The organism is Methylobacterium sp. AC832 (assembly GCF_979256025.1).
This window is the reverse complement of record NZ_CEEDMV010000002.1, coordinates 410,022-425,654: the sequence shown is the minus strand read 5'-3', so window position 1 is coordinate 425,654 and position 15,633 is coordinate 410,022. Positions and strand designations below refer to the sequence as shown.

At 65.7% G+C, this 15,633-nt stretch carries 13 protein-coding genes; all 13 read left to right on the top strand.

The features are described from left to right. Positions 1-9 precede the first annotated feature (9 nt). The 13 genes from bchM to AC0IXR_RS09135 all read left to right on the top strand — a co-directional run bounded on the left by bchM (position 10) and on the right by AC0IXR_RS09135 (position 15,371). Complete coding sequence (gene bchM, locus AC0IXR_RS09195) at positions 10-750, top strand: magnesium protoporphyrin IX methyltransferase (protein ID WP_471760489.1); 741 nt, start codon at positions 10-12, stop codon at positions 748-750. After that, positions 747-2,192, top strand: a complete 1,446-nt coding sequence (locus AC0IXR_RS09190) for a BCD family MFS transporter (protein ID WP_471760488.1) — start codon at positions 747-749, stop codon at positions 2,190-2,192. Before bchM ends, AC0IXR_RS09190 begins: the two co-directional genes overlap by 4 nt. A 2-nt stretch (positions 2,193-2,194) precedes the next feature. Then, positions 2,195-2,968, top strand: a complete 774-nt coding sequence (gene puhA / locus AC0IXR_RS09185) for a photosynthetic reaction center subunit H (protein ID WP_471760487.1) — start codon at positions 2,195-2,197, stop codon at positions 2,966-2,968. Then, positions 2,965-3,651, top strand: coding sequence for a photosynthetic complex putative assembly protein PuhB (puhB, locus tag AC0IXR_RS09180; RefSeq protein ID WP_471760486.1), 687 nt, complete (start codon positions 2,965-2,967; stop codon positions 3,649-3,651). The genes puhA and puhB overlap by 4 nt, the downstream gene beginning before the upstream one ends. 18 nt (positions 3,652-3,669) lie before the next feature. Continuing rightward, entirely contained in the window at positions 3,670-4,143 is a 474-nt protein-coding gene (gene puhC, locus AC0IXR_RS09175; protein ID WP_471760485.1) for a photosynthetic complex assembly protein PuhC, read from the top strand. Then, positions 4,140-4,439 carry a hypothetical protein gene (locus AC0IXR_RS09170; protein WP_471760483.1) on the top strand — a complete coding sequence of 100 codons (300 nt, stop codon included), beginning with the start codon at positions 4,140-4,142 and terminating at the stop codon, positions 4,437-4,439. Before puhC ends, AC0IXR_RS09170 begins: the two co-directional genes overlap by 4 nt. Next, on the top strand, positions 4,436-5,527 hold the full coding sequence (gene acsF / locus AC0IXR_RS09165) for a magnesium-protoporphyrin IX monomethyl ester (oxidative) cyclase (protein WP_471760482.1): 1,092 nt from the start codon (positions 4,436-4,438) through the stop codon (positions 5,525-5,527). Before AC0IXR_RS09170 ends, acsF begins: the two co-directional genes overlap by 4 nt. Position 5,528: 1 nt before the next feature. Further along, positions 5,529-6,341, top strand: coding sequence for a putative photosynthetic complex assembly protein PuhE (gene puhE, locus AC0IXR_RS09160; RefSeq protein ID WP_471760481.1), 813 nt, complete (start codon positions 5,529-5,531; stop codon positions 6,339-6,341). Between the two features lie 221 nt (positions 6,342-6,562). Beyond that, complete coding sequence (gene hemA / locus AC0IXR_RS09155) at positions 6,563-7,780, top strand: 5-aminolevulinate synthase (RefSeq protein WP_471760480.1); 1,218 nt, start codon at positions 6,563-6,565, stop codon at positions 7,778-7,780. A gap of 415 nt (positions 7,781-8,195) precedes the next feature. Beyond that, the gene (bchI, locus tag AC0IXR_RS09150) at positions 8,196-9,170 is read left to right on the top strand and encodes a magnesium chelatase ATPase subunit I (RefSeq protein WP_471760790.1); all 975 of its coding nucleotides are present in this window, start codon (positions 8,196-8,198) and stop codon (positions 9,168-9,170) included. Continuing rightward, the gene (locus AC0IXR_RS09145; RefSeq protein WP_471760479.1) at positions 9,167-10,933 is read left to right on the top strand and encodes a magnesium chelatase subunit D; all 1,767 of its coding nucleotides are present in this window, start codon (positions 9,167-9,169) and stop codon (positions 10,931-10,933) included. Before bchI ends, AC0IXR_RS09145 begins: the two co-directional genes overlap by 4 nt. 11 nt (positions 10,934-10,944) lie before the next feature. After that, positions 10,945-11,862: an alpha/beta fold hydrolase BchO gene (gene bchO, locus AC0IXR_RS09140; protein ID WP_471760478.1), complete on the top strand. Its 918-nt coding sequence runs from the start codon at positions 10,945-10,947 to the stop codon at positions 11,860-11,862. Between the two features lie 284 nt (positions 11,863-12,146). Further along, positions 12,147-15,371, top strand: coding sequence for a hypothetical protein (locus AC0IXR_RS09135; RefSeq protein WP_471760477.1), 3,225 nt, complete (start codon positions 12,147-12,149; stop codon positions 15,369-15,371). Positions 15,372-15,633: the final 262 nt, after the last annotated feature.

The window sequence follows — 15,633 nt, the reverse complement described above, 5'->3', positions numbered from 1 at the left end:
GGCAGGCCGATGCATACCGGGACCTACGCCGAGCGCCGCTCGCAACTGACCACCTATTTCGACCGCACGGCGGTGGAGGCCTGGGCGCGCCTCACCACCGACGCCCCGGTCTCGAAGATCCGCGCCACGGTGCGGGCCGGCCGCGACGCCATGCGGGCGAACCTCCTCTCCTGGCTGCCCGAAGATCTCACCGGCCGGCGCATTCTCGATGCCGGCTGCGGGACGGGAGCCCTCAGCGTCGAGGCCGCCCGCCGCGGGGCGGAGGTGGTCGCCATCGACGTCTCGCCGACGCTGGTGGGCCTCGCCCGCGAGCGCAGCGCCGAGCTGCTCGGCGGCCACCATATCGACTTCCGCGTCGGCGACATGCTCGATCCCTGGCTCGGGCGCTTCGACCACGTGGTCGCCATGGATTCACTCATCCATTACAGCGCCAGCGACATCGTCCGGGCGCTCGCCGAATTCGGCCTGCGGACCGACGGATCGCTGGTCTTCACCGTGGCCCCGCGCACGGCGCTCCTCGCCCTGATGCACGCCGCCGGCCGGCTCTTCCCGCGCGGCGACCGGGCGCCCGCCATCGTGCCGATCACCGAAGGCGGCCTGCGCCGCCGGATCGGCGGGGAGGCCGCACTCGCCGGGTTCGCTGTGGGGCGGACACAGCGGGTCAATAGCGGGTTCTACCTGTCGAACGCCGTGGAGTTGGCGCGGAAAAGCCCTCCCCGCATCGCTGGGGAGGGGGGAACCGTGCCATGAAACCCGCCGACCTCACCGCCCGCCTGCTCACGCGTTTAGGCCCCGGCCTGATGCCGTTCCTGCCCTTCGCCGACGCGGCGACGCCGGAACTGCCGCTGGGGCGGCTGCTGCGGCTGTCGCTGTTCCAGGTGACGGTGGGGATGGCCGCCGTGCTTCTCATCGGCACGCTGAACCGGGTGATGATCGTCGAACTCGAAGTCCCGGCCTGGATCGTGGCCGTGATGCTGTCGCTGCCGCTGGTCTTCGCCCCCTTGCGGGCCCTGGTGGGGTTCCGCTCGGACACCCACCGCTCGGTCCTCGGCTGGCGCCGCGTCCCCTACATCTGGTTCGGCACCCTGCTGCAGTTCGGCGGGCTCGCCATCATGCCGTTCGCGCTGCTGATCCTGTCCGGCGACACCACCGGCCCGGCCTGGCCGGGCCATGTGGCGGCGGCTCTGGCCTTCGTCATGGTGGGGGCCGGCCTCCACACCACCCAGACCGTCGGCCTCGCGCTCGCCACCGATCTCGCCCCCGCCCATGCGCGACCGAGGGTCGTGGCCCTGCTCTGCGCGATGCTGCTGGCCGGCATGGTGGTGAGCGCGGTCGCCTTCGGGCTGCTGCTGGCAAACTTTTCCGCGATCCGCCTGATCCAGGTGATCCAGGGCGCGGCCCTGGTGACGATCCTCCTCAACGGCATCGCCCTGTGGAAGCAGGAGGCGCGGCAGCCGGGGCGGACCGCCAGGGACCTGCCGCGTCCGAGCTTCTCGCAATCCTGGTCAGCCTATGCCGGCAGCGGCTTGGCGCGACGGCGCCTCGTCGCCACCGGTCTCGGCACGGCGGCCTTCTCGATGCAGGACATCCTGCTCGAACCCTATGGCGGGCAGATCCTGCATCTGCCGGTGGCCGCCACCACGGCGCTCACCGCGATGCTCGCGGCCGGAGGCGGGGTCGGCCTGTTGCTCGCCGCGCGCTGGCTCGGCCGGGGCGGCGATCCGTTCCGGGTCGCGGCGGCCGGCAGCGTCGTCGGCATCGTCGCCTTCTCGGCGGTGATCTTCGCCGCGCCCCTCGCCTCGGCCCAGCTCTTCACCACCGGCGTCACGCTCATCGGCCTCGGCGGCGGTCTGTTCGCGCACGGAACCCTCACCGCCTCCATGGCGAAGGCGGGGCCGGAAGAGACCGGGCTCGCGCTGGGCGCCTGGGGCGCCGTCCAGGCCAGTGCCGCGGGCATCGCCATCGCGGCAAGCGGCATCCTGCGCGATGTCGGCTCCAGCCTTTCGGCCTCAGGGGCGCTGGGCGAGGCAATGAGCGACCCATCGGTGGGCTACCTCATCGTCTACCACATCGAGATCGCACTGCTCTTCGCGACGCTACTGGCCATCGGGCCCCTCGTCCGCGATCCCACCACCCGCCTCAGGCAGGGGCGCGCCCTCCTGCCGACCCCCGTTTCCCGTCAAGGAGCCTGACCATGCAACGAGGTGAAATCACGGGTTACATCGACGTCGCCCAGGTCGTGCTCTACGCATTCTGGATCTTCTTCGCCGGCCTCGTCTTCTATCTTCGGCGGGAAGACCGGCGCGAAGGCTATCCGCTGGAGAACGAAGTGGCCGGACGCCTGAAGCGGCCGGACCCGATCTTGATCCCGAGCCCGAAACAGTTCCTGCTCTCGAACGGCCTGGTGAAGACCGCGCCGCAGACCGACATGCAGCCCGCCCGGAACTACAGCGGCCACAAACGCGAGGTCTGGCCCGGCGCTCCGATGGAGCCGGATGGCGATGGGCTTCACGACCAGATCGGCCCCGGCTCCTATGTCGACCGGGACGACCATCACGACCGGACCTGGGACGACGAGAAGCGGATCGTCCCCTTACGCGTCGCCGAGCATTTCGTGGTGCACGAGGATGGTCCCAACCCGATCGGCATGACCGTGTTCGGGGCCGACCGGAAGGTGGCGGGCATCGTCAGCGACCTCTGGATCGATCGCGGAGAGTCGATGGTCCGCTATGTCGAGGTCGAGCTCGCCGGGGGCGGGCGCCGGGTGCTGATGCCCAACACCTTCTGCCGGACGGGCCGGTTCACCCGTACCGTGAAGACCGAGGCGCTACTGGCCCATCAGTTCGCGGACATCCCCGGCCAGAAGGCCCCGGATTCGGTGACCCTCTACGAAGAGGAGCGGATCATGGCCTATTTCGGTGCCGGCACCCTCTACGCCACGGCGGACCGCCAGGAGCCGTTCCTGTGAGCCGCGCCGCGAGACACCGCCCCGGCGTTCCCGCCAACGCCTTCGACGCTCCGCCCGGCTTGCCAGCACCGCTGCCGCCCGGTGAGCATATCCTCTGGCAGGGCCGCCCCTGCGGCTTCGGCATCGCCGCCCGGGCCCTGCATATCCGCCTCGTCGGCCTCTGGTTCGTCGGACTGGCCCTCTGGGCGGCGATCCCGCCCCTCGCCGAGGGCAACCTCACCCAGGCCGCGCTGGTGGCCGGGCCGACCCTCGCCGTCGGCAGCGGCGCGCTGGCCCTGCTCGGTCTGCTCGGCTGGCTCTCCGCCCGCTCGACCACCTACACGATCACCAATCGTCGGGTGGTGATGCGGCTCGGCATCGCCCTGCCGATGACCCTCAACCTGCCTTTCACCCTGATCGAGCGCGCCGGCTGCAAAGTTTTTACAGATGGCAGTGGTGATCTGCCTTTACGGCTCCGGGCCGGCAACCGCGTCGCCTACCTTCATCTCTGGCCTCATGCCCGGCCATGGGTCCTTTCACGACCTGAACCGATGATGCGATCGGTGCTGGAGGCAAAGCAGGCAGCCGAAATCCTCGCCCAGGCTCTGTCAACTGCACTTGACACAACAGAGGAAACCGCGGCTCCTATCGTGGTCGCGCGGAAACGGCAGGTACGTCCTCCGCGCCTCGCCAACGCGAGTTGAATGCAGGGAGGAAACGCGATGACGGCGAAGGCTGATGCCGCCCGGATTCCGCGACCGCTGGTCATCGGGGCGCTCGGGCTCATGGGGTTCGTGACCGTCGTAGTGGGGGTCGGCCGCAGCGAGGGGATTGGCCTCTCACACATGCCGCCGGCCCGGATCGTCCGCTCTGTCGATCTGACCCCGGATGACCGCGCCGACGGCGCCATCGTTATCCGGGATGCCCGGACCCAGGACGTCATCACCATCGTCGAGCCCGGCCAGGACAATTTCGTCCGCGCCACCTTGCGCGGCTTCGGCCAGGCCCGCCTGCGCGCCGGCCTCGGCCGGGGGCAGCCCTTCCGCCTGACGCGCTTCGCCGATGGCGGCCTCGAACTCTCCGACCCGTCGACGGGCCGCACCGTCAATCTCGGCGCCTTCGGCCCGTCGAACTTCGTCGCCTTCATGAGGCTCCTCCCCGAGACGAGGCTCGCCGACAGCGGAGCGGTGCGATGAGTGCCTGGTTCGGACGGCGGATCGTCGAGGTACCCTGCACCGTCGAGATCGAGCAGACCCCCGAGACGCTCCACGCCCACGTGACCCTGGACGCCACGTTCGAGATCGAACCGGGCGACGAGGTCCAGGTCCACGACGCGCCGACCTCCGTGCCCTACGGCGAGCGCCTCGTGGTCCGCCGCACCGCCACGGTCACCCGTGCCGGCATCCTGGAGCGGCTCTGGACCAAATTCGCCGGCCATTTCGAGCTCACCGAACTCTACGAAGTCAGCTTCTCAGAGAGGAGGCGCCTGTGAACGTCTCGATCCAGCACCAAGGCCCGAAGAGCGTCACGCCGAAGCTGCCCATGAACGAGGGCACAAAGGCCGCCCAGGAGACGACCTTCCTCTCGCCCCGCTTCTACACCACCGATTTCGAAGAACTCGACCGCACCGATGTCGAGCCCGTGCGCAAGCAATGGGACATCCTGATCGCGGAACTGCGCGCCGACCCGAACAAGCGCCATTTCACCCGCAACGAGGAGTTCGACCTCGACATGTCCGGCCTCGACCCGGACCTGCGCAAGGAATTCATGGATTTCCTCGTCTCCTCGATCACCGCCGAGTTCTCCGGCTGCGTGCTCTATGCGGAGATGAGGAAGCGCGCCAAGAACCCAGACATCCGCGAGTTGTTCGGCTTCATGAGCCGGGACGAGGCCCGCCACGCCGGCTTCATCAACGACGTGCTCAAGGATTTCGGCATCGGCGTCGATCTGGGATTTCTGACCAAATCGAAGAAATACACCTTCTTCCGGCCGAAGTTCATTTTCTACGCCACCTATCTCTCCGAGAAGATCGGTTACGCCCGCTACATCACGATCTTCCGCGAGCTGGAGCGCAACCCGGACAGGCGCTTCCACCCGATCTTCAAGTGGTTCGAGAAGTGGTGCAACGACGAGTTCCGCCATGGCGAAGCCTTCGCGCTGCTCATGCGGGCCAACCCCAAGCTGACCACCGGCATCAACCGCTACTGGATCAAGTTCTTCCTGCTCGCCGTCTTCGCCACCATGTATGTGCGCGACCATTGCCGGCCGCATTTCCACAAGGCGCTCGGGGTCGATCCGACCGATTACGACTTCAAGGTGTTCCGGATCACCTCCGACATCTCGAAACAGACCTTCCCGCTCACACTCGACCTCGACAATCCGAAGTTCAAGGCGGCCCTCGACCGGCTCCTCGTCTGTTCGACCAGGCTCGCCGATGCCAAGGCGCAGGGCGGGATCGTGGGGAGGCTCAAACAGGGTGCCTGGATCGCGGCCTCGGCGGTCAACTTCGTCCGGCTCTATGCCCTGCCGACCATCGACAACCCGATGCCGGCCGAGATCCGACTCGAGCCGGTCTGGTAGCGTGGGTTCCTATGCGGTCCCCGCGCTCTACGCGATCGTGGTCTGGTGGTTCTCCACCGGACTGATCCTGCTTCTCGACCTCAAACCCCGGCACACCCATGCCTGGAGCATGGCGGGAGCGACCCTGGTGCTGGCCGGCGCCGTCTGGGCCATCGCCCGAAGCGCCGGCGACACGAGCGAGGCGGGGGCCTATATCGCTTTCACCGGAGCGCTGCTGGTCTGGGGCTGGCAGGAGATGAGCTATTACATGGGCTTCGTGTCCGGCCCACGTGCCGTCGGATGCGCACCGGGCACGCGAGGCCTCGCCCGCTTTCGGGCGGCGGTGGCCACCAGCCTATGGCACGAGGCGGCGATCGTCGCCGGGGGAGCGGCCATCCTCGCCCTCACCTGGGGCGAGCCAAACCGTTTCGCCCTGTGGACCTATCTCACCCTCTGGGGAATGAACCTCTCGGCCCGGCTCAACATGTTCCTGGGCGTACGCAACCTCAATGCCGAGTTTCTCCCCGAGCATCTCAGCTACCTCTCGTGCTTCCTCACCAGGAAGCCGATGAACATGCTGTTCCCGGTCTCGGTCGCCGTCGGGACAGCGCTGACGGTGGCGATCGGGCTGGCCGCCATCGACGAGCCGGCACTGCCACACGATGTCGTGGGCCTGACGATTCTGACCACAATGCTGGCGCTCGCCACCCTGGAACACGGGTTCCTGATGCTGCCGCTGCCCTCCGCCGCCCTTTGGGGCTGGAGCCTGCCCTCGGGCAAGAGGCCGTCCCTGCGCGCCGAACCAGCGCCGGTGCATCCCCGCGACGCCGCCTGATCCCTCGATCCGCCTTCACTGATCCAAGCTGTGACCGCGCGCTTCCATATCGGACGGGTCGGCGGAAACATGTCGCGTCGATCTACTGGGTAATTTATTGTCGTCCAAAAGCGTCAAGTTTAGTTGACACACTCATGCACTCGGTGGTCAAAAAAGCTGCCGGGACAAGGCAAGGCGTCGCTCGTTCAGACAGGTCGCCGCTCGTTGGGGAAAGGGACGCCATGAACTACGAGACATTCTTCGGGAACGAGTTGGCCGGTCTCCACCGCGAGGGCCGCTACCGCGTCTTCACCGATCTCGAGCGCCAGAACGGCCGCTTCCCCCACGCCACTCATCACAGCCCCAGCGGCGAGCGCCCGGTGACGGTCTGGTGCTCCAACGACTATCTCGGGATGGGCCAGAACCCTGTCGTGCTCGAAGCCATGCACGAGGCGCTCGACCGCTGCGGCGCCGGGGCCGGCGGTACCCGCAACATTTCCGGCACCAACCATTACCACGTGCTTCTGGAGCAGGAGCTCGCCGACCTCCACCGCAAGGAGGCGGCCCTGCTCTTCACCTCCGGCTACGTCTCGAACTGGGCGGCGCTGGGCACGCTGGCCGGCAAGCTGCCGGGCTGCGTCGTGCTGTCGGATGCCGAGAACCATGCCTCGATGATCGAAGGCATCAAGGCCTCCCGCGCCGAGCGGCACATCTTCCGCCACAACGACCCGGAGGATCTCGACCGCAAGCTGCGGATGATCGACCCGGCGCGGCCCAAGCTCGTGGCCTTCGAGTCGGTCTATTCCATGGACGGTGACATCGCGCCCATCGCCGAGATCTGCGACGTCGCCGAAGCCCACGGCGCGCTCACCTATCTGGACGAGGTCCACGCGGTCGGCCTCTACGGCCCGCGCGGCGGCGGCATCTCCGAGCGGGAGGGCCTCGCCCACCGCCTCGACGTCATCGAGGGGACGCTCGGCAAGGCCTTCGCGGTCCATGGCGGCTACATCACCGGCTCGGCCAAGCTCTGCGACTTCGTCCGCAGCTTCGCCTCGGGCTTCATCTTCACCACCTCACTGCCCCCGGCGGTGGCCGCCGGCGCGGCGGCGAGCATCCGCCATCTCAAGGCCAGCGGCAGCGAGCGCGAGCGGCATCAGGAACGCGTCGCCAGGGTCCGGGCCCGGCTCGACGCCGCCGGCATCCCCTACCTCCCCAACGACAGCCACATCGTGCCGGTGATGGTCGGCGACCCCGTCCTGTGCAAGGCGATCAGCGACACGCTGCTCGACGAGTTCGGCATCTACGTCCAGCCGATCAACTACCCCACCGTGCCGCGCGGGACGGAGCGCCTGCGCATCACCCCGTCGCCGCTGCATTCGGACGCCGACATCGACCATCTGGTGGGAGCGCTGGCGGCGATCTGGACGCGGATGGGCGTGGAGCAGGCGGCGGCGGAGTAGCATTCCCTCTCCCCGCCGGGCGGGGAGAGGACCTCGTCCTCCCCCCGTCGGGAGGCGAGGTGAGCCCGGCAGGGCGAAGGTGAGGGGGTCCCTCCGGACGGGGCTCCTTCGACAGCGCCCCCTCACCCTTGGCTGCCGCCTCGTTTCGGACCCGACAAGGGGTCCGAAACCCTCTCCCCGCAGGCGGGGAGAGGGGACCATCCAGAGCTTGAATCGGGTTACCGGGAGACTGTCGATGATCGTCAACGGAACGGCCCGAACCGCATCCCTTCCGTCAAACGCCCACCCTCGCCCCGAGAAACCGGAGCGCGACGCGAGCCAAGGTATCCTCCGGAAGCCCCGAAACGACCCGGCCCCCTCCTTCACGGCCCCGCCCGTCACCTTCCCCTTCTCCGCCATCGTCGGGCAGGACGAGATGCGGCGAGCCCTGATGATCGCGGCGGTGGACCCCTCCGTGGGCGGCGTCCTCGTCTTCGGCGACCGGGGCACCGGCAAGTCCACCGCGATCCGGGGCCTCGCCGCCCTGTTGCCGCCGATGAAGGCGGTGATCGGCTGTCCCTATTCCTGCGATCCCGCCAAACCCGCCAGCGAATGCCCGCATTGTTCCGGCCGCACCGACGCCAGGCGAAGCCACCTCGCGCCGGTGCCGGTGGTGGACCTGCCTCTGGGCGCCACCGAGGACCGGGTGGTGGGCGCGCTCGACCTCGAACGGGCGCTCACCCGTGGCGAGAAGGCGTTCGAGCCGGGGCTGCTGGCCCGGGCCAATCGCGGCTTCCTCTATATCGACGAGGTCAACCTCCTCGACGATCACCTCGTCGATCTCTTGCTCGACGTGGCTGCCTCCGGGATCAACACCGTGGAGCGCGAGGGGTTGAGCGTCCGGCACCCGGCGAAATTCGTTCTGGTGGGCAGCGGCAACCCGGAGGAGGGGGAGCTGCGGCCCCAGCTCCTCGACCGGTTCGGCCTCGCCGTGGAGGTGACGACCCCGACGGACCTGCCCACCCGCATCGACGTGGTGCGCCGGCGCGACGCCTATGAGCGCGACCCCGCGGGGTTCTGCGCCAGCTATGCCAAGGCCGACCGAGCGCTGCAGAAGTGCCTCACCGCCGCCAGGGCGCGCCTTCCCGGGCTCGACGTCCCCGACGCGACCCTGGAGGCCGCGGCCCGGCTCTGCCTCGCTCTGGGCACCGACGGCCTGCGTGGTGAGCTGACTTTGATGCGCACCGCCCGGGCGCTGGCCGCCTATGAGGGGGCCGAGACCGTGGGAATCGACCATCTCCGGCAGGTCGCGCCATCGGCCTTGCGCCACCGCCTGCGCCGCAACCCGCTCGACGAATCCGGCTCCACCGCCCGCGTCGCGAGGGCGGTGGAGGAGGTGCTGGGCTCGTGAGCGAGAGCTCGGCGATCTGGGCCGAGGCCCTGCGTGTCGCCCGGCTCGTGGCCGCCGACCCGCATGGCTGCGGCGGCGTGGTGGTGCGTGCCGGGGCCGGCCCGGTGCGCGACCGCTGGCTCGACATCCTCCGCGAAAACCTCAACCCCGGCAAGCCGTTACGGCGGATGCCGGCGGGGATCGCCGAGGATCGGCTGATCGGCGGGCTCGACCTCGCCGCGACGCTTGCGGCCGGGCGGCCGGTGGCCCAGGCGGGGCTGCTGGCCGAGGCCGATGGGGGACTTCTCGTAGCCGCGATGGCCGAGCGGATGGGGCAGGGCACCGCCGCGCATCTCGCCGCCGCCCTCGATACCGGGCGTCTCAGGGTGGAGCGGGACGGGCTGGCGGAGACCCGGCCGGCGAAGGTAGGGCTCGTCCTCCTCGACGAGGGGATCGGCGAGGACGAGGCCGCCCCGGCCTCCCTGACCGATCGGCTGGCCTTCCATATCGACCTCACGACCGTGCCGCCGAGCGCCATGCGACGGGTGCTTCGACCGCCATGCGACGGCCTTTCGCCGGAATCCGAAATGCCGCCGCATGGCGGTGCGCCGAGCGGCCACGATCCCGTCGCGGAGCTGAGCGAGGTCGCGGCCCGGCTCGGCATCGACTCCTTGCGCGCGCCGCTCCTCGCCCTCCGGGTGGCCCGCCTCCTCGCCCGGCTCGACGGGCGCGCCGAGACCGCCGAGGCGGATGCGCGGGAGGCCGCGCGCCTCGTCCTCGGCCATCGCGCCACCCGCCTGCCGGAACACGAGCCAGCCCCCGGGGAGGAGCCGGAGGAGGGCGAGCCGTCTCCCCCCGAACAGGCGCCCGCCGAACAGCGAGAGCCCGGCCCCGAGCCGGAGGAGGGCACCGGACAGGCGAGCGAGGACCGCATCCTCGAGGCCGCCCGCGCCGCGATTCCCGCCGGGCTCCTCGCGATGCTGATGCGGGACGGCCCGCGCCTGCGGATGCCGAAGGCCGGCAAGGCCGGGGCGAAGGCCGTCTCCGCCCGCTCCGGCCGCCCCATGGGCGCGCGGCCGGGCGATCCGCGAAGGGCCCGGCTCGATCTCATCGCGACCTTGCGCGCCGCAGCCCCGTGGCAGGACCTCCGCCGGCGGACGGAGGGGGGCGGCACCTGTCTCATGATCCGCCCCGACGACATCCGAATCACCCGATTCCGGCAACGGACCGAGACCACGACGATCTTCACCGTCGACGCCTCCGGCTCCTCCGCCCTGGAGCGGCTGGCCGAGGCCAAGGGGGCCGTCGAGCTCCTCCTCGCCGAAGCCTATACGCGGCGGGACAAGGTCGCCCTGGTGGCGTTCCGGGGGGCCGGCGCGGAGCTGGTCCTCGCGCCGACGCGCTCCCTGGTGCGGGCGCGACGCGGGCTCGCCGCCCTGCCCGGAGGCGGTGGGACGCCGCTCGCCGCCGGCATCGACGCCGCCGGAAAGGTGGCCCTCGGGGTCCGGCGCGGCGGCGGGACGCCGGTGGTGGTGATGCTCACCGATGGACGGGCCAACGTCGCCCGGTCGGGGATCGCCGGGCGGGAGCGCGCGGGCGAGGATTCGCTCAAAGCCGCCCGCCTTTTCCGCGAGGCGGATGTCCGCGCCATCCTGATCGACACGGCTCAGCGGCCGCAGGATTCGGCGCGCCGCCTCGCCGCCGCCATGGGGGCGCGCTATCTGCCCCTGCCCCATGCCGATGCGGGGGCGATGAGCGCCGCGATCCGGTCGGCGAGGGAATAAAGGGTTCCAGCATGCGCGCGCCCGCCGAACGACCCCGCTGGGAGAGCGAGGGCGCCGACTGGCCGCACCGCGAGACGAGCCGCTTCGTCACGGCCTCCGGCCTCAACTGGCACATCCAGGAAATGGGGGAGGAAGGAGCCCCGACCGTGCTGCTGCTCCACGGCACGGGGGCCGCCACCCATTCCTGGCGGGGGCTGATGCCGCTCCTGGCGACGCGGTTCCGGGTCATTGCCCCGGACCTGCCGGGCCACGGCTTCACCGACCCGCTCCCCGCCGCAAAACTCTCCCTGCCGGGGATGGCGAGCGCCCTGGGCGACCTCCTCGACAGCCTCGACCTCCGCCCGAGCCTGGTCGTCGGCCATTCGGCGGGGGCGGCGCTCCTGGTCCGGCTCTGCCTCGACGGGCGGATCGCGCCCGATCTCCTGGTGGCGCTCAACGGCGCGCTCACCCCGTTTCCCGGCCTCGCCTCGGTGCTGTTCCCCAGCATGGCGCGGCTGCTCTTCCTCAACCCGGTGACCCCCAAACTCTTCGCCTGGACAGCCGACCGCCCGGCGGTGGAGCGCCTGATTCGCGGCACCGGCTCGCGCCTCGACGCCCAGGGGCTCGATCTCTACCGCCACCTGTTCCGCAAACCCGGCCACGTGGCCGGAGCGCTGGGCATGATGGCGAACTGGGACCTCGCCACCCTCGACCGCGCCATCCCCCGCCTCGCCACCCCGACGCTCCTCGTGGTCGGCAGCGAGGACAAGGCCATCTCCCCCGACACCGCCTTCGCCCTGAAGAAGCGCCTGCCCCACGCCCGCGTGGAGCTGCTGCGCGGCCTCGGCCACCTCGCACATGAGGAGGCACCGGAGAAGGTGGCGGCGGTGATTTTTGGGGCGATGGATTTGGCGGTGGGGGAGGGGGCCGGGGTTACCGCATCGCCGTGACGATGGGGTCGTGCAGGCTCATTCTGCAAACGACGCCTTGCGGCACTGCACCAAGAGCGGATGTTGGCAGCACGCCTGGAAGCGGACGTTTCGCAATCGACGCCATTGCCGCCATACTGCGAGCCGGGGCGATATAGCCGCAGATCATTGCCGCGACGGCTTGCAGCCGATCCAAATTGGCCAGGATCGCTGAAGCGCGAAGGCCGTTTGATGAGGCGCATAGCCGGATTGAACTAGCCTCACCGCCTTGGCCACTCTATCTTTTACATATGAGCAGCGATCAAATGGCAGCCGGTGATGACAAAGCAAATTCAAGCCCAAAAAGGCTTTCACCATCGGCGTTTATGCGCAACCTGCGTCCAGAATTATATTCTGACTCTACAGATAAGGCTTCGTACCGCCTTGATCGCCCTATTTTAGAATATCAGCTTGACACCATTACTAGCCGCAACCAGCATCAGGCTTTCGAACTGTTCTGTCGAAAGCTTTGCGAGAGAACCATTTGCCCGAACCTGAGGCCACAAACTGGACCAGAAGGCGGCGGCGACGGCAAGGTCGATTCAGAAACCTATCCAGTCGCCGACGAGCTATCGATGTTCTTCATCGGCGAGCCCAGTGCCGGAAGGGAACGATGGGCTTTTGCTTTCAGTGCAAAGGAAAAATGGAAGGAAAAAGTGCGCAGCGACGTGGCCGGTATCATCGATACAGGTCGTCAGTATGATCGCATTATCTGTGTTACCAGCAGAGCGGCAAAATCGAAAGATCGCTTTGATCTGGAAGAGGAGCTTAAAAATAAATACAACGCACAAGTTACAATCCATGATCGCAACTGGATCGCCAAAGAAATCATTGAAAATGAGCGCAAGGATATCGCTTTCAATTATTTAGGGGTCGGCGAGGCAAAAAACGATCCGTTCAATCTGGGTCCGACTGATTATTCCCGCGCAAAGCAACTGAGAGACATTGAAGCCGCGCTAGACGATCCACAAGCCTTTGCAGGCATGAGGATGCAAAGTGCGTCAGAGGCTTTAATCGCGGCGAAGCTATCCCGCAACCTCGAAAAACCCCGCATTGAAACTGACGGCCGTTTCGCGAGAGCAATACGGATTGCCAAGGCGCAGGGTACAGAGCGTCAAATACTTGAAAGCCGGTATGAGCACATTTGGTCCGCCTTCTGGTGGTTTGACGACGTTGATTTTTTACAGGAGCATTACCCGGATTTTGAAAAAGACGTTCTGGCCACTAACCACACCATAACGCTCGAATTCTTGTGTAACCTCTATCAGTTATTTGTGAACTGCGTCATTCACGGGCTTCTGACGCGCGAGCAGGCCCAGCTTGATGAAAGAGGTGACAGGATACGCGCTGTGCTTGTGCCCATGGCAGCCGACAAGGAGCGGCCGAATAACGCCCTGGAAGCACGGACTCTGCTTTCAATGGCCTGCATCAACCGGATCGTGCTGGATGATACGCCGAAAGCACTCCCGGAAGTATGGCGGGATTTTTCCTCGATTATAGACGACGCGGGCGGCCTGGCTGAATTCAACGCCAGCCGCCTTGAAAAGATGGTCGATCTGTGCGGGCATATGGCTGGCAACGACCCCGATTATACGCTTCTTGTAGAGAAACTGGCGGATTTCGTATCGACCCGGAAAAGCGAAGGGGAAGGTGCGATCATTCTTCTAAATCGCGCGCGGAAACTAGACATTGAACATAGCCTGGATATCATCCGGCTACTCGGCAAAGCGACTGTGCGACTTACTAAAAAAGAATATAGCAGCCATCTGATCGAGGCGTTGTATATCCTTTCGGTTGCCTATCAAAGCGTAGGGTTGCCATGGGCAGCAAGATCTGCTGCTATTTTTGCAGTATCTAGTGCCGTCATCGAGGGGGAGTTTGACGGTGAAATACCGCCGACTTTCGCGAGTGCGGCAAAACTCTGGGCATTGACGGCATTTTCCTTAGGCCATCTGCCTGACTATCTATACGCCATCCAGCTTCTGAACGGCGCCCTTATAACTCTCCCGCTCGACGATGCGTACAAGGAAACGTTGCAGGATCGCACCCAAGAGCTCGATTTTTTCCTTGCCGGATATTTTCTGAATTTGAAGCCAGCCGATTTGGATCGACTTACCATTGTGCCGGACCTACTGGCCGGTCTGGAAATGTTCACCGCCCGGACGGCGTTGCTCTACATCAACGGTCATTTGCCGGTCTTGCGCAAGGATGGCAGCATACCGGCAGCAAAGTCCGACGCCGATGTCCATGCCTTGATGTCGACCATGGCCAGCCAGCCGGTCGGCCAGGAGCATTCCAAAGCGCTCATACTTAACGAAGAAGGCCAGCAGATTCTGCGCACCTCTGTGGTGGGCATGAATATCAGCCTGACGCACACCACGACCGTTCAATCGACCATAATCGCGGAGATGGTCCTTGGATCAATCGAGGCTTTCTTCGGGACGGCCCTAAATCAGCGGGTTGTGCCCCATACTGAACGACTGTCGCTTGTGCTGGAAGAGCGATCAGACATTGAGGCGCCGTCGATCTCTGTAAACAAGCTGGACTATGAAATCACTCTGAAATGGCCACAGTCTGTTTCACCGACAAGTTTCCCGCAACAGGCAGTGCTGCAAAAATTCCTGCTCGAATGCGCGGCACAGATATTTGGATTGACATGCTATACGCCTGATACGGAGGCAGTAATCAGAATTCTGTTTGAGGATGATGCTGCACAGCAACGCATGATGATGGTGACGGCCACAGCCAACAGCTATCATCGGGTAGCAGTTAAATTTCTTTCCCGTCTGTCAGATTGGCCCGCCCCCGAACAGACCTACCCGCCTGTCCTACCGCGGCCTGTCTTAAATATTATGAAACTGGAAAGCGAGCCCGAGCCGGTCAGAGCTGAAGCGACTGACCCTTCAAAACCATCTCGGTTGAAGATCGAGTCACACCGCGACGTCAGCGTGCGATCCATAATCGATCTACATGCTTGGGATCAGGCAAGGTGGAAAGGGGTCGGCTACCTGTCTTTTGAAGACCAGCACCCGCCTGTGATGATGCTCCTTTTTGAAAATGAGGAAGCGGCCACGAAAATTTTCGAGCGGTGGCTAGAACGTGTTGGAGGTAAAGACTCGAACAATGCAGTCCGAATTTCCGTAATTCGAGCGCTTCCTGGTTGTGACAAAAATCATTATAGCGTTATGATCTATGCGCAAACGCCTTCATCCGAGGATACACCAAACGATAAAACCTCTTTTATCATGACTTCGCGCATAAAAACCATGCAGCCCACTACAGATGAAAATCTGAATAGATTTTTGAATGAGTATAAAAGATATGGGTGTTATTTCATCGCTCCGGCGACTCTCTCCGGCTCGAAGGAGCCCTGGCCGATAGTCAAATTAAAGATCCTGAAGGGCCACCTTGACGTCAAAGACGCCTCTGAAATCGGGGAGCATGACGTTGAACGGATGGCGCTTGGCCGAAAAGCCGGTCAAGACGACTGATCGACACTCAAGGCGCTTTTTAGAGTGCGTGGAAGCGGACCTTCTCAGTGCCCGCTTTGGGTCAGTATATGCCCTTAGCCGGAACTCACATTCGGCACGCTATAGGGCAGTGTTTGCGGCGCGTACAAACCGATTCAAACCGAAACCGGTTAGTTGTCGGGAGCGAAGTTCTACTTTCAGAAGTGCCTGAAACCTGTCTCGCATCGCCCCCGCAAATCACCACTTGCATCCCCAATTTCACCCCTGACAGTGTCACCCTAAG